Annotated in this window: 16 protein-coding genes and 1 pseudogene; 8 read left to right on the top strand and 9 right to left on the bottom strand. The window is 40.1% G+C overall.

All coding sequences use genetic code 11. From position 1 onward, the window contains the following. Positions 1–37 precede the first annotated feature (37 nt). Both AWW68_RS16895 and AWW68_RS16890 read right to left on the bottom strand, forming a co-directional pair. Entirely contained in the window at positions 38–1,132 is a 1,095-nt protein-coding gene (locus AWW68_RS16895; RefSeq protein WP_068223668.1) for an acyltransferase family protein, read from the bottom strand. A 30-nt stretch (positions 1,133–1,162) separates the two neighbouring features. Beyond that, the gene (locus tag AWW68_RS16890; protein ID WP_084375727.1) at positions 1,163–1,753 is read right to left on the bottom strand and encodes an ankyrin repeat domain-containing protein; all 591 of its coding nucleotides are present in this window, start codon (positions 1,751–1,753) and stop codon (positions 1,163–1,165) included. 239 nt (positions 1,754–1,992) lie between these two features. Between AWW68_RS16890 and AWW68_RS16885 the strand changes: the two genes are divergently transcribed. From AWW68_RS16885 to AWW68_RS16875, 3 genes are all read left to right on the top strand, one after another. Further along, entirely contained in the window at positions 1,993–4,086 is a 2,094-nt protein-coding gene (locus AWW68_RS16885; protein WP_068223665.1) for a helix-turn-helix domain-containing protein, read from the top strand. A 192-nt stretch (positions 4,087–4,278) separates the two neighbouring features. Further along, positions 4,279–4,608 carry a hypothetical protein gene (locus tag AWW68_RS16880; RefSeq protein WP_068223662.1) on the top strand — a complete coding sequence of 110 codons (330 nt, stop codon included), beginning with the start codon at positions 4,279–4,281 and terminating at the stop codon, positions 4,606–4,608. A 167-nt stretch (positions 4,609–4,775) separates the two neighbouring features. Then, positions 4,776–6,152, top strand: a complete 1,377-nt coding sequence (locus tag AWW68_RS16875; protein ID WP_068223653.1) for a sigma-54-dependent transcriptional regulator — start codon at positions 4,776–4,778, stop codon at positions 6,150–6,152. Here the strand turns inward: AWW68_RS16875 and AWW68_RS16870 are convergent. From AWW68_RS16870 to AWW68_RS16845, 7 genes are all read right to left on the bottom strand, one after another. After that, entirely contained in the window at positions 6,142–8,673 is a 2,532-nt protein-coding gene (locus AWW68_RS16870) for an ATP-binding protein (RefSeq protein WP_068223650.1), read from the bottom strand. The genes AWW68_RS16875 and AWW68_RS16870 overlap by 11 nt on opposite strands. Before the next feature lie 112 nt (positions 8,674–8,785). Then, entirely contained in the window at positions 8,786–9,142 is a 357-nt protein-coding gene (locus AWW68_RS16865; protein ID WP_068223647.1) for a hypothetical protein, read from the bottom strand. 68 nt (positions 9,143–9,210) lie between these two features. Next, positions 9,211–9,576 carry a DUF4260 domain-containing protein gene (locus AWW68_RS16860; RefSeq protein ID WP_068223644.1) on the bottom strand — a complete coding sequence of 122 codons (366 nt, stop codon included), beginning with the start codon at positions 9,574–9,576 and terminating at the stop codon, positions 9,211–9,213. 2 nt (positions 9,577–9,578) lie between these two features. Then, entirely contained in the window at positions 9,579–9,821 is a 243-nt protein-coding gene (locus AWW68_RS16855; RefSeq protein WP_068223641.1) for a glycerophosphodiester phosphodiesterase, read from the bottom strand. Further along, entirely contained in the window at positions 9,818–9,967 is a 150-nt protein-coding gene (locus tag AWW68_RS20180; RefSeq protein ID WP_157717693.1) for a PI-PLC domain-containing protein, read from the bottom strand. Before AWW68_RS20180 ends, AWW68_RS16855 begins: the two co-directional genes overlap by 4 nt. Before the next feature lie 101 nt (positions 9,968–10,068). Further along, positions 10,069–10,359 carry a glycerophosphodiester phosphodiesterase gene (locus tag AWW68_RS16850; RefSeq protein WP_068223638.1) on the bottom strand — a complete coding sequence of 97 codons (291 nt, stop codon included), beginning with the start codon at positions 10,357–10,359 and terminating at the stop codon, positions 10,069–10,071. Between the two features lie 99 nt (positions 10,360–10,458). Continuing rightward, positions 10,459–11,298: a leucine-rich repeat domain-containing protein gene (locus AWW68_RS16845; RefSeq protein ID WP_068223635.1), complete on the bottom strand. Its 840-nt coding sequence runs from the start codon at positions 11,296–11,298 to the stop codon at positions 10,459–10,461. A 222-nt stretch (positions 11,299–11,520) separates the two neighbouring features. Between AWW68_RS16845 and AWW68_RS16840 the strand changes: the two genes are divergently transcribed. From AWW68_RS16840 to AWW68_RS16820, 5 genes and pseudogenes are all read left to right on the top strand, one after another. Beyond that, positions 11,521–12,315 carry a HipA family kinase gene (locus AWW68_RS16840; protein WP_068223632.1) on the top strand — a complete coding sequence of 265 codons (795 nt, stop codon included), beginning with the start codon at positions 11,521–11,523 and terminating at the stop codon, positions 12,313–12,315. Then, positions 12,293–12,676: a DUF3037 domain-containing protein gene (locus tag AWW68_RS16835; RefSeq protein WP_068223629.1), complete on the top strand. Its 384-nt coding sequence runs from the start codon at positions 12,293–12,295 to the stop codon at positions 12,674–12,676. The genes AWW68_RS16840 and AWW68_RS16835 overlap by 23 nt, the downstream gene beginning before the upstream one ends. A 90-nt stretch (positions 12,677–12,766) precedes the next feature. Further along, positions 12,767–13,333 carry a Crp/Fnr family transcriptional regulator gene (locus AWW68_RS16830; RefSeq protein WP_068223624.1) on the top strand — a complete coding sequence of 189 codons (567 nt, stop codon included), beginning with the start codon at positions 12,767–12,769 and terminating at the stop codon, positions 13,331–13,333. 127 nt (positions 13,334–13,460) lie between these two features. Further along, complete coding sequence (locus tag AWW68_RS16825; protein WP_084375726.1) at positions 13,461–14,204, top strand: type 1 glutamine amidotransferase domain-containing protein; 744 nt, start codon at positions 13,461–13,463, stop codon at positions 14,202–14,204. A gap of 2 nt (positions 14,205–14,206) precedes the next feature. Continuing rightward, positions 14,207–15,408: pseudogene (locus AWW68_RS16820) on the top strand (MFS transporter).

Genomic DNA, 15,408 nt, shown 5'->3' with positions numbered 1-15,408 from the left:
TTAAAACTAATCAATTTTGGTAAAGAAGAGGTGAAGATTAGACTTCCTTCACCTCTAAGTTGACTTGTTCAATCTTCCTCTTTTCTAGTTTTAGACCAAATAAAGGGCGCAACAAGCTAACTCTACGAATGACCAATTCATAAAGCGCAAAGCAGCCAGTAAACGTGAATAATACCACCAATACAAATTGAAGCTCAACGGGCATTTCAAGTGGAAAAATCAACCAACAAGCACCATATAACATAAACATGTGTATGATGTATATCGGGTAGGCGGCCTGACTCAAATAGGTTAGGGTTTTACTTGGTTTATTCAGGTACTTTAGGGCAAAAGCGAATGAACTAAAAATCCATAGGCAAGACTCAATGGACATTAAATAGCTAGGTGCAACCAAGTCGAATTCAATCAATCTAAAAATGTATAGGGCAGAGGCTAGAATAACAAACACCCACTTCCATTTTAAAAGCATTGACCAGAAGCCTTTTCCACTAAAAACAAATAGAAAGCCTAATAGAAAGGCTAACAGACCAATAAAGAAGCCATGCCAAGTTTCGGCATAAAGCTCAAAGGGATTAGGATTTACTAGTACAGCTTCAGCTACCATAATAATTATAGCAACAGCCAAACCTAGCGGGTTAGAAAAGAGCTTTTTGATGCCCACTGCCAACTTGCCCTGATCGTTCTTCTTTAGGTGGTAAAAAAGAGGAGAAAGGATGAGTACATAGGTGAAGATATTTCCTAGAAACCAAAGGTGACCAGCAGATGGCATATACTGTGGAGCTTGTCCATAATAGTCCATTATTAATACCACATGCAATGGTGAAATGGCTAAAAAACCGAAGATGAATGGAATAAGTATGCGAACCGTTCTTTCCTTTAAAAGCCCCAGTATGTTTCTTTTTCTCATAGCGAAAAAGACTCCCATGCCTGATACGAAAAAGAGCAGTGGTATACGCCAAACATTAAGCATTGTCATAGGGATCCAGAGTGAGGGCATTGGTTCATCACTTTGAATAAAGCCGACCAGCAAACCCCATGGCTGAAAGGCAATTGCAATGTGATAGATTAGTAATAGGCCGATAGCAATTACGCGCATCCAGTCTATATCGTATCTTCTTTCTGTAACTAGCATAATGTTGATATTTTGAGTTTCTGACCTTGATTACTTAAGCATATCTACCACCTGAGGTCGGGTTTTTTCTATGCGCTCCATGTCTAGTTGTAAGCCCACTCCCTTAAGCTGCTGTGCCATCATGTTGTAAATGCCTTCTACTGCCTCAAAAGGTGCTTGAGTAGATTCTAGCGCTGTGGCGCCAAAGTTGTTTTTTACCGACTTATCTGCTCCAGCTTCTAAAAGCATTTCTAGAATTTCAGTTCTACAGAAGAAGGCGGCAGTGTGAACAGCGGTAGAACCATCGTTGTTTTGAATATTGAGTTTTGCATTATTTTCTATCAGTTCCCTAGCAATTTCATCTCTGCCAAAAACAGTAGCTAAGATTAACGGAGTAGCACCTCCTATAGACTCCTTTTTGTTTAAGTCTGTATTGGCGGCAATATGTTGTTTTACAGCAGCCAAGTCACCTATTATAACGGCATCGTGTATCGGAGTTTTCGGAGCTTTTATTGTAGTTGCAGTAACTCCTTCAGCTTCTGACTCATTATTGTTCTGAGTTTGCGAACAGGCATTTAGAAAGAGGCTTAGTAGAAATACAATAGATACCGCTTTCAAGGTTTTGAGTGATTCAATTTTCATGATTTTATCGTTTTGAGTTTTTCTGTTTGTTTCGGTAGCTCAAAGGTCCTGAGAAATGGAAAGGCAGCGTTATCGACCCTGATGCGGATTATATAAAGTTTAAATCAACCCTGAGAATTATGGTGCATCAGTATAAATTATGATGCAAAAGTTGATTATATAGCCAATTGAGGCTGTTTGGAACATGTTGTTAGTTCGGCTTAAATTTTACTTTTTTGTATCAGCTTTAGCGCGAAACAATGCCAACTCATTCTCCTCATGATCAGATTTTTTTAGACAAGCTCAGAGCATTGGTTGAGCAGCATATGTCTAATGAGACTTTCGGTGTTTCTGAGTTGGCAACAGAGGCTGGTATGAGCCGTTCCAACTTATTGCGCAAGTTGAAGAAGCTAACAGGGCTGTCGGTCAGTCAATACATCAGAGAAGTGAGGTTACAAGAGGCCATGCGTTTATTGCAAGAAGGTTCTCTTAATGTAACTGAAGTTTCCGATCAAGTTGGTTTTAGCAGTACTTCTTATTTCGTTAAATGTTTCCGAGAACAATATGGGTATCCTCCAGGAGAAGTAGGGAAAAGATTGCACGTTCAAGAAGAGGTACAAACGCCCGAAAAGGTGGAAGTTTCAACTGAAGAATCAATTCCTTCTCAATCAAAATCGACAATTAAAACTCCTTTGCTAATAGTAGGAGGGATATTCGTTGTGCTATTATTAGCAGTAGTCTTGTTTAATACAAGGGCTGATGGCAACGATATTGTTTTGGAGAAGTCCATTGCTGTTTTGCCTTTTAAGAACGACAGTGCGGATTCTTCTAATGTGTATTTGGTAAATGGACTGATGGAATCAACTCTTAACAATCTTCAGAAAATTGGCGATTTGAGAGTGATAAGCCGTACTTCTGCCGAGAAGTATCGAAACTCAGCCAAATCTGGACCAGAAATAGCTGGAGAGCTTGGTGTGAGCTATTTTGTTGAAGGTAGTGGCCAGAAAGTTGGGGATAGAATTTTGCTCAATATTCAGCTAATTGAAGCAACTACTGATAAACACTTATGGGCAGCTCAATATGAGCGAGACTCTAAAGATATTTTCAAGATTCAGCAAGAAATTGCTAGTAACATTGCTAGTGAGGTAAGGGCTATTATTACTCCAGAAGAGCGCAGGCAAATCACCAAAATTCCAACCTCTAACCTAGTGGCTTATGATAACTACCTAAAAGGTAAAAACCTTTTAGTAATGGGCGATTTGGAGAAATTGAATTTGGCTAAACCTTACTTTGAAAAGGCGATAGAGTTAGACGAAAACTTCTCTAAGGCTTATGCAGCCTTAACTATTTGTTACTTCTACCTAGACCTTTTTCAGTCACAAAAAGTGCACGAACAAAACATCAAAGACAATGCAGATAAAGCCATGGAATTAGATGCGAATTCTCCGGAAAGTTTAATGGCTATCGCACTTTACTATCAATACATTGGTGATTATCCAGAACAGGTAAAATACTTAGAGAGAGCATTAGAGTTATCTCCCAATAACGTTGAAATCATCAACATGCTTTCCGATTTATATGCCAACTACATGCCTGACACCAATAAGTATTTGGAGTATGCATTAAGAGGTATTCAGTTAAATAATGAAGGGTACGACTCCTTGACTACAAGCTATTTGTACCTGCACCTAAGTAATGCATTAATTCAGACCGGTTTTGTAGATGAAGCGCTTTATTATGTGAACAGGTCATTGGATTACAGCCAGAATAATGGTTTTTCTAATTACGTAAAGGCTTTTGTTCAGTATGGACAAGACAAAAACGAGGCTTCACTAAGAAAGAGGCTTGTGGTAGAGTGGAAGAAGGATTCTTCCAGATTAGACATTCTGCAGGAAATTGGCAAAGTAAGTTTTTTCATGGGAGAGTTCGATTCCGCCTATTACTATTACAAAATATTCCTCGATATAAGGGAGGAGAATAACCTAGACATTTACCGATATGAACATGGCAAAATTGGAGCTGTGTTCGATAAACTAGGGATGAAAGAAAAAGCAGATGAGTTCTATCAAGACTATTTTGAGTTCATTAAAACAGATCAGACTATTTACCAAGACCTGAACTACTACGCTTATTATGCCTACCGTGGTGAAACCGAAAAAGCTTTGGAATACTTAAGGCGCTTCTCTCAAAAAGAAAATTATCAATTTTGGCTCATTCTATTCGATGAAGATCCGCAAACAGATGCTTTAGACCGCACCCCCGAAGCTCAAAAGCTCTGGAAAATAATCAAGGACAAATTCTGGGCTAATCATAACGCACTTAGAGCAGATCTGGAAAAGAAAGGCCTGCTTTAGCCACCCTGTAACTTCATGTTAATTCAACAGAGTGTAGAATTATTCCACACTCTGTGGTTTGGTTCTACACATGGTAATTTCAATTATTGTTTTTAACTATTTGTTATTCAATGGTTTATGGTTTTTGTGAGTTCTGGCACAAGGTTTTCATTAATACTTGGCAAATAGATTAATCACTTAAAAATCAAAATCATGAAAAAGACAATTTTAAGCACCCTAATGATAGCCATGTTCGGATTCTCAACTGTAGCACTTGCTCAAAACGCACAGAATCCAGTAGTTCAGGAGCAACAACAAGAAAAGAAAACAGAAATTAAGTTGGAGCAATTGCCAGATGCAGTTAAAGCAGGTTGGGAAAAGAGCACCTACAAAGACGAAAATGTGGAGAAAGTTTTCAAAGTAGAGTCTCAGACTAACGAATTCATCGAGTTCATTGTAATGAGAGATTCAGATAAGTACGCTGTTCATTTCGATATGACCGGTAAGTTCTTGAGAGAGAAGAAGATTGATGCTCAAAAATAGGTGATGCTATTTGGTTGTTTAGAGCATCGCGTGTGACCCAGATGTGAGTAGTATAAGGTCGCCTTCCAAGGGCGGCCTTACTCATTTTAGGCTTTTGCTAATTACTTTTGAACACAAATAGGGCTTCTGCTCGTTAACCCTTAAACTTAGCCTAAATAGAATTATCCATGCAGCACACCATTCTTGTGGTAGATGATGACCCCTCATTCAATAAAATGCTCTCGTCATTTCTTATCAGAAATGATTTTAAGGTGAACTCAGTATTCAGTTCTGCCTCAGCTCTTGAGAGCCTTTCGCAAGAAACTCCAGATTTGGTACTTACAGACTTTAAGCTGCCCGACTTAAATGGGCTTGAGTTAATGGAAAAGGTGAAGGAGGTTTCACCAAAGTCGGCCATGATTCTTATGACTAACTATCAAGATATTAGAACAGCAGTGAAATCAATTCAACTGGGGGCTTTTGAGTTCGTAACTAAACCTGTCAATCCAGATGAACTTTTGCTAACCGTAAAAGCTGCTTTGAAACATAAGCAAGGAGTAAGTTCTGAAGCTGAGTCAAAGCAAAGAGAATCGAAACCTAAGCAGTCGGAGAGAAAACATATTGTTGGCAAAGGGGAGAAGTCTCTGCAAACATGGGAGCACATTCAACTGGTAGCGCCTACCAAAATGAGTGTATTGATTTTAGGCGAAAGCGGAACGGGTAAAGAATATGCTGCGCGAATGATCCACGAGAAGAGTAAGCGTGCCAATGAAGTATTCGCGACCATCGACTGTGGTTCGCTCTCTAAGGAACTGGCGGCCAGCGAGCTGTTTGGTCATGTAAAAGGAGCATTTACGGGCGCCCTTAGTGACAAAAAAGGACAGTTTGAAATTGCTAATGGAGGCACTCTCTTTCTAGACGAAGTAGGCAATCTTCCTTACGATGTTCAGGTGCAATTGCTGCGTGCATTGGAAGAGAGGAGTGTTCGAAAGGTGGGGAGCGAAAAGGAGATTAAAGTAGATGTTAGAGTAATTGCAGCTACCAATGAAAAGATGGCCGGTGCCATTGATTCACAGCACTTTCGCTTAGACTTATACCACCGATTGAATGAGTTTGAACTGCATCTTGAACCGTTGAGGAACAGGATGGAAGACTTAGATGAATACCTAGATTTTTTCCTCCACAGCTCTAATAATGAACTAGATTTAGAAGTGACAGGCTTTGCCGAAGAGGTAGTGTCGGTTTTTAAGGCTTACCATTGGCCAGGCAACTTACGCGAATTGCGCAATGTAGTAAGGAGAGCAACTCTGCTTTGCCAAAGGGGGCAGATTGGCTTAGGGCATATTCCAGAAACTTTAATAACTGAATCTAGAGCGCAGCAGCCCAATGCTGAACAGAACACTCCAGGCTATGACCTAAAGAATATCCAGGAACATCAAGAAAAGGAGACTATTCAGCGGGTTTTAGAAGAAGTTCGTTACAACAAGTCAAAAGCAGCCGAATTGCTCAATATAGACCGATCTACTTTGTATAATAAAATTTCCAAGTACCAGATTAAGGCCTAATACTCAATAGCTGTAGGTGAATAGATTTTAATTCTGGAAGAAGGCTGTTGGCCTCTTCTAACATGCGTTCTGGCTTACCAAGCTCATGATAGACTTCTATGCTTTTTAAACGCTCAACAACCTGATTAAGCTGTAGGCTGTCGTAAGTCTGTATCATCTTGTGAGCCATATCAGATAAAAGCGTTCTGTTTTTTTCTTCTAAATGCTCCTCAAATAGGTTCAGGTTCTGGGAATTATTGTCAATCAGGCTCCTCACCAAGTCATCTAAAAGGCTTTTGTCTTCACCAGCAAACTGCTTTATTCTTTCAAAATTAAAGACGTAGGGTTCTTGGTTATTAGACATTTGATCTTGTTCCTTTTCTGTTAGAAAATCTTGTAAAACGGCTCGTATGCCGCCCTCATTGAATGGTTTGGTAATAATAGCCTTAAAGCCGAGTTCATTGAATTGCTTGAGCTTTTCTGGCATAGCGTGAGCAGTTATGGCCACCACTGGTGTAGAAACCTGAGCAACTTGTAAGCGATTCAGCAGGTCTACACCACTAAATTCAGGCATGCTAATGTCAGTTAAAACTAAGTCTATACTGGTCCGATTTTTTAAGATGAAATCTAAAGCATCTGACGCACTTTCAAAGAGGCTTACTTTCTCTACTTGCGGAGAAATGACGGTCTGAAGAAGTGTTTTATTCCAGTAATCATCTTCTACTACTACCACATGGCCTTGGAAGGAGTTGTTTGCTGCCTGTTTTTCAGTGTTTTTAGCACTTGCCATATGGTTTTGATAATCCAAGTTTAGTCTAAGTTTGAACTCTGTGAACTCTCCAACTTTGCTGTCTACAGTAATTTTACCTCCCATAGCATCCGTCAACTTTTTAACAATAGCTAAGCCTAAACCAGTACCTCCAAATTCTCTGGTTACGGAAGAGTCTTCTTGCTCAAAAGCATTGAAAATGTGCTTGAATTTCGAAGGGTCTATACCCTTGCCAGTATCTCTTACTTTAATGGTTAGCTGATGTTGTCCTGCTCTTTCTTTAGTGTCTATGGTAAGGTGAATTCCTCCATCCTTGGTGAATTTAACCGCATTGCTCAATAAGTTGGTGAGGACTTGTTTTAGCCTGAATTCATCACCGATTAGGTCAACTTCTTGCAGTTTATTATCAAGCTCAAGCTTTAATTCTAGTCCTTTTTCGGCACATTGAAGAGCAAAAAGCGACTGAAGGTTTTCTACCAAATCGGGTACATAGAAGGGCGTGGGGTGAAGCTCAATATTGCTCGATTCTAGCTTTGAGAAATCTAGAATATCATTGATTAAACCAGTTAAATAGCGTGTGTTCTCGTCTAAGGCAACGGAATATTCCTTTTGCTGATTATTCAGAGAAGTTTGCTTTATCAGATTAGAAAAGCCCAAAATACTGTTCAATGGAGTTCTAATTTCATGGCTCATGTTGGCCAAGAATTCTTCCTTCATTTTAGCAAGCTGGTTGGCTTTGTTCTTTTCTTCTTCTAAGCGCTTACTTAAGTACCTAGATCGGGTCAGATCTCTCCCGATGGCGAACAGGAAAAAGCCTCCAACACAAATACCAATTAGGCCAAAGGCTAATACTATTTGAGTAGAGCTTCTTGTAACATCATAACTTTCTGCCCTTCTTCTGGCTCCATTTTTTCGCTCGTGCACTTGCAGCTGGCTAATAATTCGGTCAATTTCCTCACTCAGTTTTAAATCTTGCTGAAGAAGGTTTAGCTCTTTACTAGAAAGAAGCCTTCGCTTATTGTATTCTTGATTGGCCACCTCTTGCAAAACTTTTTTCACCTTCAAAAGCATGGTGTCAGGGTTGTAGTCAACCACCTGTAGGGTGTCAATTACAATTTCTGTGGTAGTCACGGTATCGTTAGAGATTCTGGTGATGGTGTCTACTCTAATGTTTTTTGCTCCGAATAGGCGTTTTACTCCTTCCCAGAGCCCAGGGGCTTTATATTCGGTTTCAACCACATCTTGTTTTAGAACGGGCTTAGTTTTTTCGGTGGTTTTAAGCTTCGTTAAAACCTGAGATTCGGTAAGAGCAGAATCTGCGGTGGTTTCTTCAATCTTTTCTAAAGCCTGAGAGCTGAATACCCGATATTGAGCAGCTCTTTTCTCTTTCAGGAAGTCATCTAAATAGGAGAGTTTTTGAAGGAAAAGACGCTCTAGTGACTTAACCCGCTGAACCTGAAGGCTATCTTCAGACATTTCTTGCTCTAGGTTGTCAATGTTACTTAGCACATTATTTATCTCATCTCTATAGTTCTGATAGATATTTGGGTCGTTAGTAAGTATGTACGATTGAATGTGCTTTTCGGCTTTTGTAATGCCCTGAATGGTATTTTGAATGAGTGCAGATTTATGATCAGGCTCTGTAAGGCTGTCGATAGAGTTATTGAGCTTCTTATAGCTCTGAAAACTCCAGAAAATAGCTGCACCCACCACAATTAGTATAATGATGAAAGTAAGCCAGATCTTTGAATTGCTTTTAGGTGAAAGCGCCATAAGTGGATAACGAAAAAATGATCGACATCTTTATAAGCGCAAAAAGCTAGTGAGTGTTTCAGCTGCCTAGCTTAACTTTTCATTTCTTCAAACTTAAATGAATGGCTTGCCATTATCTGCTGATTGAATCAGCCATTTCTGTATTTTTTTGACCTTTCGATTTGAAGATTTTAGCCAATATAAGTGGACACACAACGCTTGCTATTGATAAGATGTAAAGCAGCGTGTCTTTGGGTATAAAGTTCATTATAATCAAATAAACACCACAAATTGTAGTAAAGACTCTCAGCCATACTTTATTGAACGAATGGTGATTTAAGAATATATAGCCAACTCCAATTAAGCAAAACATGGCTGTGCTGATAAGGTCGTTAGTGGCTTGGCTAAAGTTCAGAAACCAATTGGCTATTTTACTAAAAAAAACTAGTGCCAGTAGTGAAAAGTAGAGGGTGTAGAGTGCGCTTTTCATAGTGTGTAGTTTTTACTATGAATATATGAATTCAACACTTTCTCTCAAATCTTTTACAAAAGTATAGGCTATTTAGAAGTGATTGATTCTTGTATCCACCCAAGGTGCGTATGTTTGAAATGGTCTGAAAATTTTAGTCCGTAACCGAATAATCTATCCAAACTAGAGTGACCAAATAGGATAATCCCCGCTAACTCTAGCCATTCTTGAGAAAAGAACCACCCTAAGCACAATACTGAAATGGCTACTGCCTTATGATGAAAGAAGTTGTAGGTAGCGGGTCCAATTTTAGTGTTCAGGGCATAGCCTAACATGCCTATATCTGGTGTAAGAATAAGGGCCAGATACCACCACCAGGCAAAATCTGTCTCGCTAAATAAGAAAATGGAGAGCCCAAGCATGGCAAGCTCCTCTAGTTTAATAAGGTTTTTCAATCCTATGGCTTTATTACATTCATTACCCGGTCAGGGTAGTTGGAGATTATACCATCTATGCCAACTGCTAGTAGCTCTTTCATTGTAGCCTCATCATCTACTGTATAGCGCCAAACTCTTATTCCTTCGGAATGAGCTTGGTCTATGAAATCTCTTGTGAGCTTAGTGCCACCACCTACACCAATGTACTTTGCATTTAACACCTTGGCATAATCTAAGGTAAACTCATCTGCAGTGCCTTTCAAGTAGAGATAGGAATGTCTTTGTCAAACTTTCTGATTTTAGCTAAAACTGGGTAATAAAAGGAAAAAACAATCACCTGATCGTTCATTCCTAGTTCTCTAATAGCTCGTATAACCTCTTCTTCGGCACCGTATGCTTTTATTTCCACACAAACCTTGATTTTATCTTTGGCCAGAGCTAACGCCTCCCTTAATGTTGGAATAGGTTCTTTCTTAAATTCAGTCCCAAACTTTTCAGAATAACCAACCTTTACTTTACTTTCCTTAATTCGGCATAGGTCATGTCTTTTACTTTGCCGGTTTTTCCATTGGAAGAGGTACGGTCTACTGAACTATCATGAATAACCATCACAGAATCGTCTTTGGTAATGTGTACATCCAGCTCAAAGAATTCAATTCCTTGATCAATGGCTTTTTGAAAAGCAGCTAAGGTGTTTTCCGGGGCTATGCCTGAAGAGCCTCTATGAGCAATTATTTTAGTTTGACCATTAGACACTTGAGCCAAAAGACAGAATGCGAGCGACAGTAATAGTTTTTTCATGAACTAAGTTTAAACAGCTCGAATTTAAACTATTAGTCACTTTTAGAAGTGGTAGTGCCATTAACTAAAAGTTAAGGCTTGCTACCTAGGCCTTCTCTCTTAACATCCACCAACCATTAGTTGCTGATTCTCCGTTTTATTTAAGGTAGCCACAGACTGATCTTGAGCAATAGCTATGCAACCCAAATTTGGATTATTGATTGTGCTAAGGTTGTGTAGTTTAGGCAGTTTACTAATGTCTAGCTGCTCTAGTTTGTTGGCCGAAATCCATAAAAACTCCAATTCCGAGTTATTGCTTAAATCAATTTGCTCCAATTGATTATCGCTAAGCACTAGAGTGCTGAGCTTACTGTTTTGAGAAAAGTCTACAGTTTGAAGTTGGTTGGTTTTAGCTAGCACTGAAGTCAGGTTCAGGCACTTAGATACATCAACTTGCTGCAATTCGTTTTCACTAATATTAAGCACTTCCAATGAAGGAAGATCTAAAGACAAGGTGCTTAAGAAGTTCCAAGAGAGGTTAAGGATTCTCAGTTGTGTGGCAGCATTGAGGCCTTCAACAGAAGTTAGGTCATTGAATAACAAGTTGAGGTTTACCAAGTTGGTGTTTTTAGACACGTCTATTGTGGTAAGCATATTGTTTGTTACTACCAATGAAGTGAGATTGGTAAAAGCCTCTATTCCTGTAAGGTCCGTTATGGCAGTACCCTCGTTGTAATTAGTTAAGTTCAACGATGTAACAGACAGCGCATCCGAAATGCTCAACTGCTGATTTATGGTTTGGTCACTATCTATTCCAAGGTCAATAAGTTTTCGTTCGAATTTTGCGTCAGGAATGTTGACTGTTTCGGGTGTGCTGTCATCATTGTTTTTACAGCCGAAGGTTAGTGTAATGGCACAAATAGCTAGTATCGAGTGCTTTGAGAAAAATGGTAATTTCATGTTTTGAACGTTGTTTTGAGTTTTGACAAAATAAAGATGCAGTGCATCTGATAAAGGTTGGCAAAGCAAATAGATAATTCGGTAGGGATGGTGTGTTAATCTTGCTAGAAACTAAAACCATAGTTTTATTGACTGATTTGCAAAACGAATCTTTTGTTGAATCTTTGAATAATTAAATCATTTGTGGTGTTGAATTTTTCAGTTCAACCCAAAGTTTAACCGATGGAAAATACGCTTCAATTGCGTCAGGTAAATGTTACCAGATACATTCTTCCGCTTCGCGAAGGTGGTTCATTGCCAGCCCTAGCCGATGCTGACGATGGCTTTAAATACGTGCTCAAGTTTAGAGGTGCAGGCCAGCGAGAAAAGGCTTTGATCTCCGAGCTTTTGGGTGGGGAGATTGCCCGAATACTTGGCTTGAAGGTTCCGGAATTGGTTTTCGCTGAGTTAGATCCGGCTTTTGGTAGATCGGAAGGCGATGAAGAAATTCAAGATTTGCTTAAAGGAAGCCAAGGTTTGAATTTGGCACTCCATTTTCTTTCTGGCTCCATTAATTACGATGCATTGGCTATGGAAGTAGACACTTTGTTGGCTTCCAAAATAGTCTGGCTAGATATGCTGATTACCAATGTAGACCGCACATTTCGAAATACCAATATGCTGATGTGGAATAGGGAACTTTGGCTGATCGATCATGGGGCGGCATTCCTTTTTCATCATTCGTGGACTAATTGGGAGAAGAACGCCACAGGCAAATTCCCCATCATAGCCAACCATGTTTTGCTTAAGCAGGCGTCTCAACTTTCCGAAGCAAACGAGCAGCTAAAGGCACTGCTTAAACCAGAGCAGATAGATGCATTGGTAGCGCTTATTCCCGATGAGTGGCTGCTTGCTGCTTGCGATGAGGAGCGTGCTTCTGACGCAAGGGCAGTTTATGCCAACTTCCTCAAATTAAGACTATCACATTCAGATCAATTCACTAAAGAAGCCCAAGATGCCAGGACAGCACTTATATGAGTATGCCATCATCCGGGTGGTGCCTCGGGTGGAGCGAGAAGAGTTTATCAATGCAGGGGTCATTCTCTGTGATGCCAAGAGTGGTTTTATTGGTGCCAAAATTCAGCTTAATGAGCAGAAGCTTTTGGCATTAGACCCTGAAGCTGATGTAGAAATGATCAGGCTGAACTTACAGTCTTTTGAGAAGATTTGTTCGGGAAAAGCTCAAGGAGGTCAGATTGCCGATATGGATTTGGCTTCACGCTTCCGTTGGCTTACCGCTGTGCGAAGCTCTATTATTCAGACCAGCAGGCCGCACACTGGTTTCAGCTCAGACTTGGCCAAAACGCTTGAAAAGCTTTTTGAGGAGAATGTATTGTAATCTGCGCCTAGGTAGAGTTAGTTATAAAATTTTCTCAAAGCTGAATTTTTAGATTTATCTTGTTGTTGACCCTTTTCAAACCCTTAAAAAGTGGAGCAGGAGCATTTACAACTAAGAAGACACATTGAAGAAATCTCTAAACTAACCGAAGAGGAATGGGAGTTTATAGCATCTCATTTTCATCTTAGAAGGTTAAAAAAACATCATTTCTTGGTTCAGGAAGGCCAAAAGGTAGACCATGAGTTTTGGATAGTAAAAGGCTTGGTGAAGTCTTACGCCATAGACGCCAAAGGCAAGGAACATATTATGCAATTTGGTATGGAAAACTACTGGGTAAGCGACTATCCTGCTTTTCAGTTTAAGCGAGAAGCCACCATGAATGTAGACTGCCTTGAAGACTCTGTTTTCTTTTCGCTTTCTTTTAACGACAGAGAAACCATTTGCCATCAAGTGCCAGCCATGGCCAACTTTTTTCGAACCAAATCGAACCTTGGATATATCAACCTGCAGCAGCGTATTATGTCGCTATTGACTCAGACTGCTGAAGAGCGGTATGAAGAGATTCTACAGAAAATGCCTCATTTAATTCAGCGGGTTCCTAAACGTTTGTTGGCTTCTTTTTTGGGCGTAAGCAGAGAAACACTCAGTCGACTTTAGTTCCTTTTTTGATGTGATGTATATCACTTTTTGCTAGTGATTTGTCACACCTCATTCTTGTGATTTAGCTCCTCGCACAGGGCTCATAATTCATGGACTTTTGTATCAGAAACAAAAACGAAAAACCATGAATAAATTAAAATTACTTATTGCACTCCTTTTTACATCTACCATTATGATGGCTCAAAAAGGAAAAGATGTGAACGTACTGATGGTGCTTTCTAGTCATGAAGCACTTGGCAACACTGGCAAAACCACAGGTTTCTATTTAAGTGAAGCCACTCATGCTTATGAAGTGTTCGAAAAGGCGGGCTACAAAATTGACTTTGTGAGTCCTGAAGGTGGTAAAGCTCCAGTAGATGGATTCGACCTAGAAGACGAAGTGAATAAAAAGTACTGGGAAGATAAAACCTTCCAAAGATCTATTAATAATACCAAAACGCCAGCTGAGATAGCGTCTAAAAAGTACGATGTCATTTATTATGCGGGAGGGCATGGTACCATGTGGGACTTCCCGAACAATGAAGCCTTAGCTAAAAAAGCGGCTGAAATTTACGAGTTAAATGGAATTATTGGTGCTGTTTGTCACGGCCCATCAGGTTTGGTAAATATCAAACTTTCCAATGGTCAATATTTGGTAGAAGGTAAGCAAGTGAGCGCTTTCACCAACCAAGAAGAGATTGCCGTTGAGTTAGAAGATGTAGTGCCTTTCTCCTTAGAAAACATACTTTTAGAAAGAGGCGCTACCATTGTGAAGGGAGCAGATTGGGCTAAAAAAGTAAGTGTTGACAGTAGATTAGTGACTGGTCAAAACCCTGCTTCAGCGCATAAAGTAGCCACTGAAATTGTTGCATTGATCAACGCTAAATAAGCATGGATTCTTCTGCAACAATGACGGCCAATACGGCCAAAAGAAAAAGTATGCCGGCAGCACTTTGGGCATTAACCATCAGTGCTTTCGGTATAGGAACTACGGAGTTTGTGATTGTGGGCTTACTGCCCACAGTTGCTCAAGACTTAGCCATTTCGATATCATCAGCGGGTCTTTTAGTGAGTTTATACGCGGTTGGCGTAGCTGTTGGAGCACCAATTCTTACAGCGTTAACCAGCAAGATTCCACGAAAAAGCTGCTTTTAGGGGTAATGCTACTTTTCATATTGGGTAACGGATTAGCGGCAATTGCTCCAACCTTCGGCTTGTTAGTGATGGCCAGGATACTGACTGGTTTTGCACATGGTGTTTACTTTTCAATAGGTGCTACCATTGCGGCTAGTTTAGTACCAGCTAATAAACGTGCTTCTGCCATAGCCATTATGTTCGCAGGTTTAACCATAGCCATTGTTACTGGTGTGCCTTTAGGGACTTTCATCGGTCAGAATTTTGGGTGGAGAGCCACTTTTATTGGTGTGTCTATTTTAGGTATAATAGGTGCTTTGTCTAGTGCCGTTTTGGTGCCTGCATCAATTCAGGGAGGGAAAGCCTTGCGAATAGTAGATCAACTGAAGGTGATCAAAAGCCCTTCGGTACTATTAGTTCTGGCCATTACAGCTTTGGGCTACGGTGGTACTTTCGTAACCTTTACTTACTTAGCCCCGCTATTGGAAGAAGTGACTGGTTTTTCAGCCAGTATGACCAGCTTGTTGCTCTTGGTATATGGTATTGCTATAGCCATTGGAAATATAGTTGGTGGAAAAGTCTCCAATAAAAAGCCAAGCAAGGCTTTAATGGTGATGTTTATTCTGCAAGCCATTGTCTTGTTGGTACTTTACTTTACCGCTCCATTCCAAGTAGCTGCTGTAGTAACACTGTTTTTTATGGGTATTCTGGCCTTCTCAAATGTGCCAGCTTTGCAGTTGTACATAGTGCAAATGGCAGAGAAATATGCCCCAGGAACAGAAGATGTGGCTTCAGCACTTAACATAGCCGCCTTTAATGTGGGTATTGCTATTGGTGCAGCTTTAGGTGGAAAGATTGTTGAATCATCTCTAGGAGTTGGCGCAACACCATGGATAGGCTCTATTCTCGTTTTCATCGGGTTTTTGCTTACTCTGGTAAGCCATAGAAGGGAGCGCTGA

The organism is Roseivirga spongicola, assembly GCF_001592965.1.
Classification (GTDB): Bacteria; Bacteroidota; Bacteroidia; order Cytophagales; family Cyclobacteriaceae; genus Roseivirga; species Roseivirga spongicola.
Note: the sequence above shows the minus strand (reverse complement) of the source record. Positions and strands in the feature narration are given on the sequence as shown.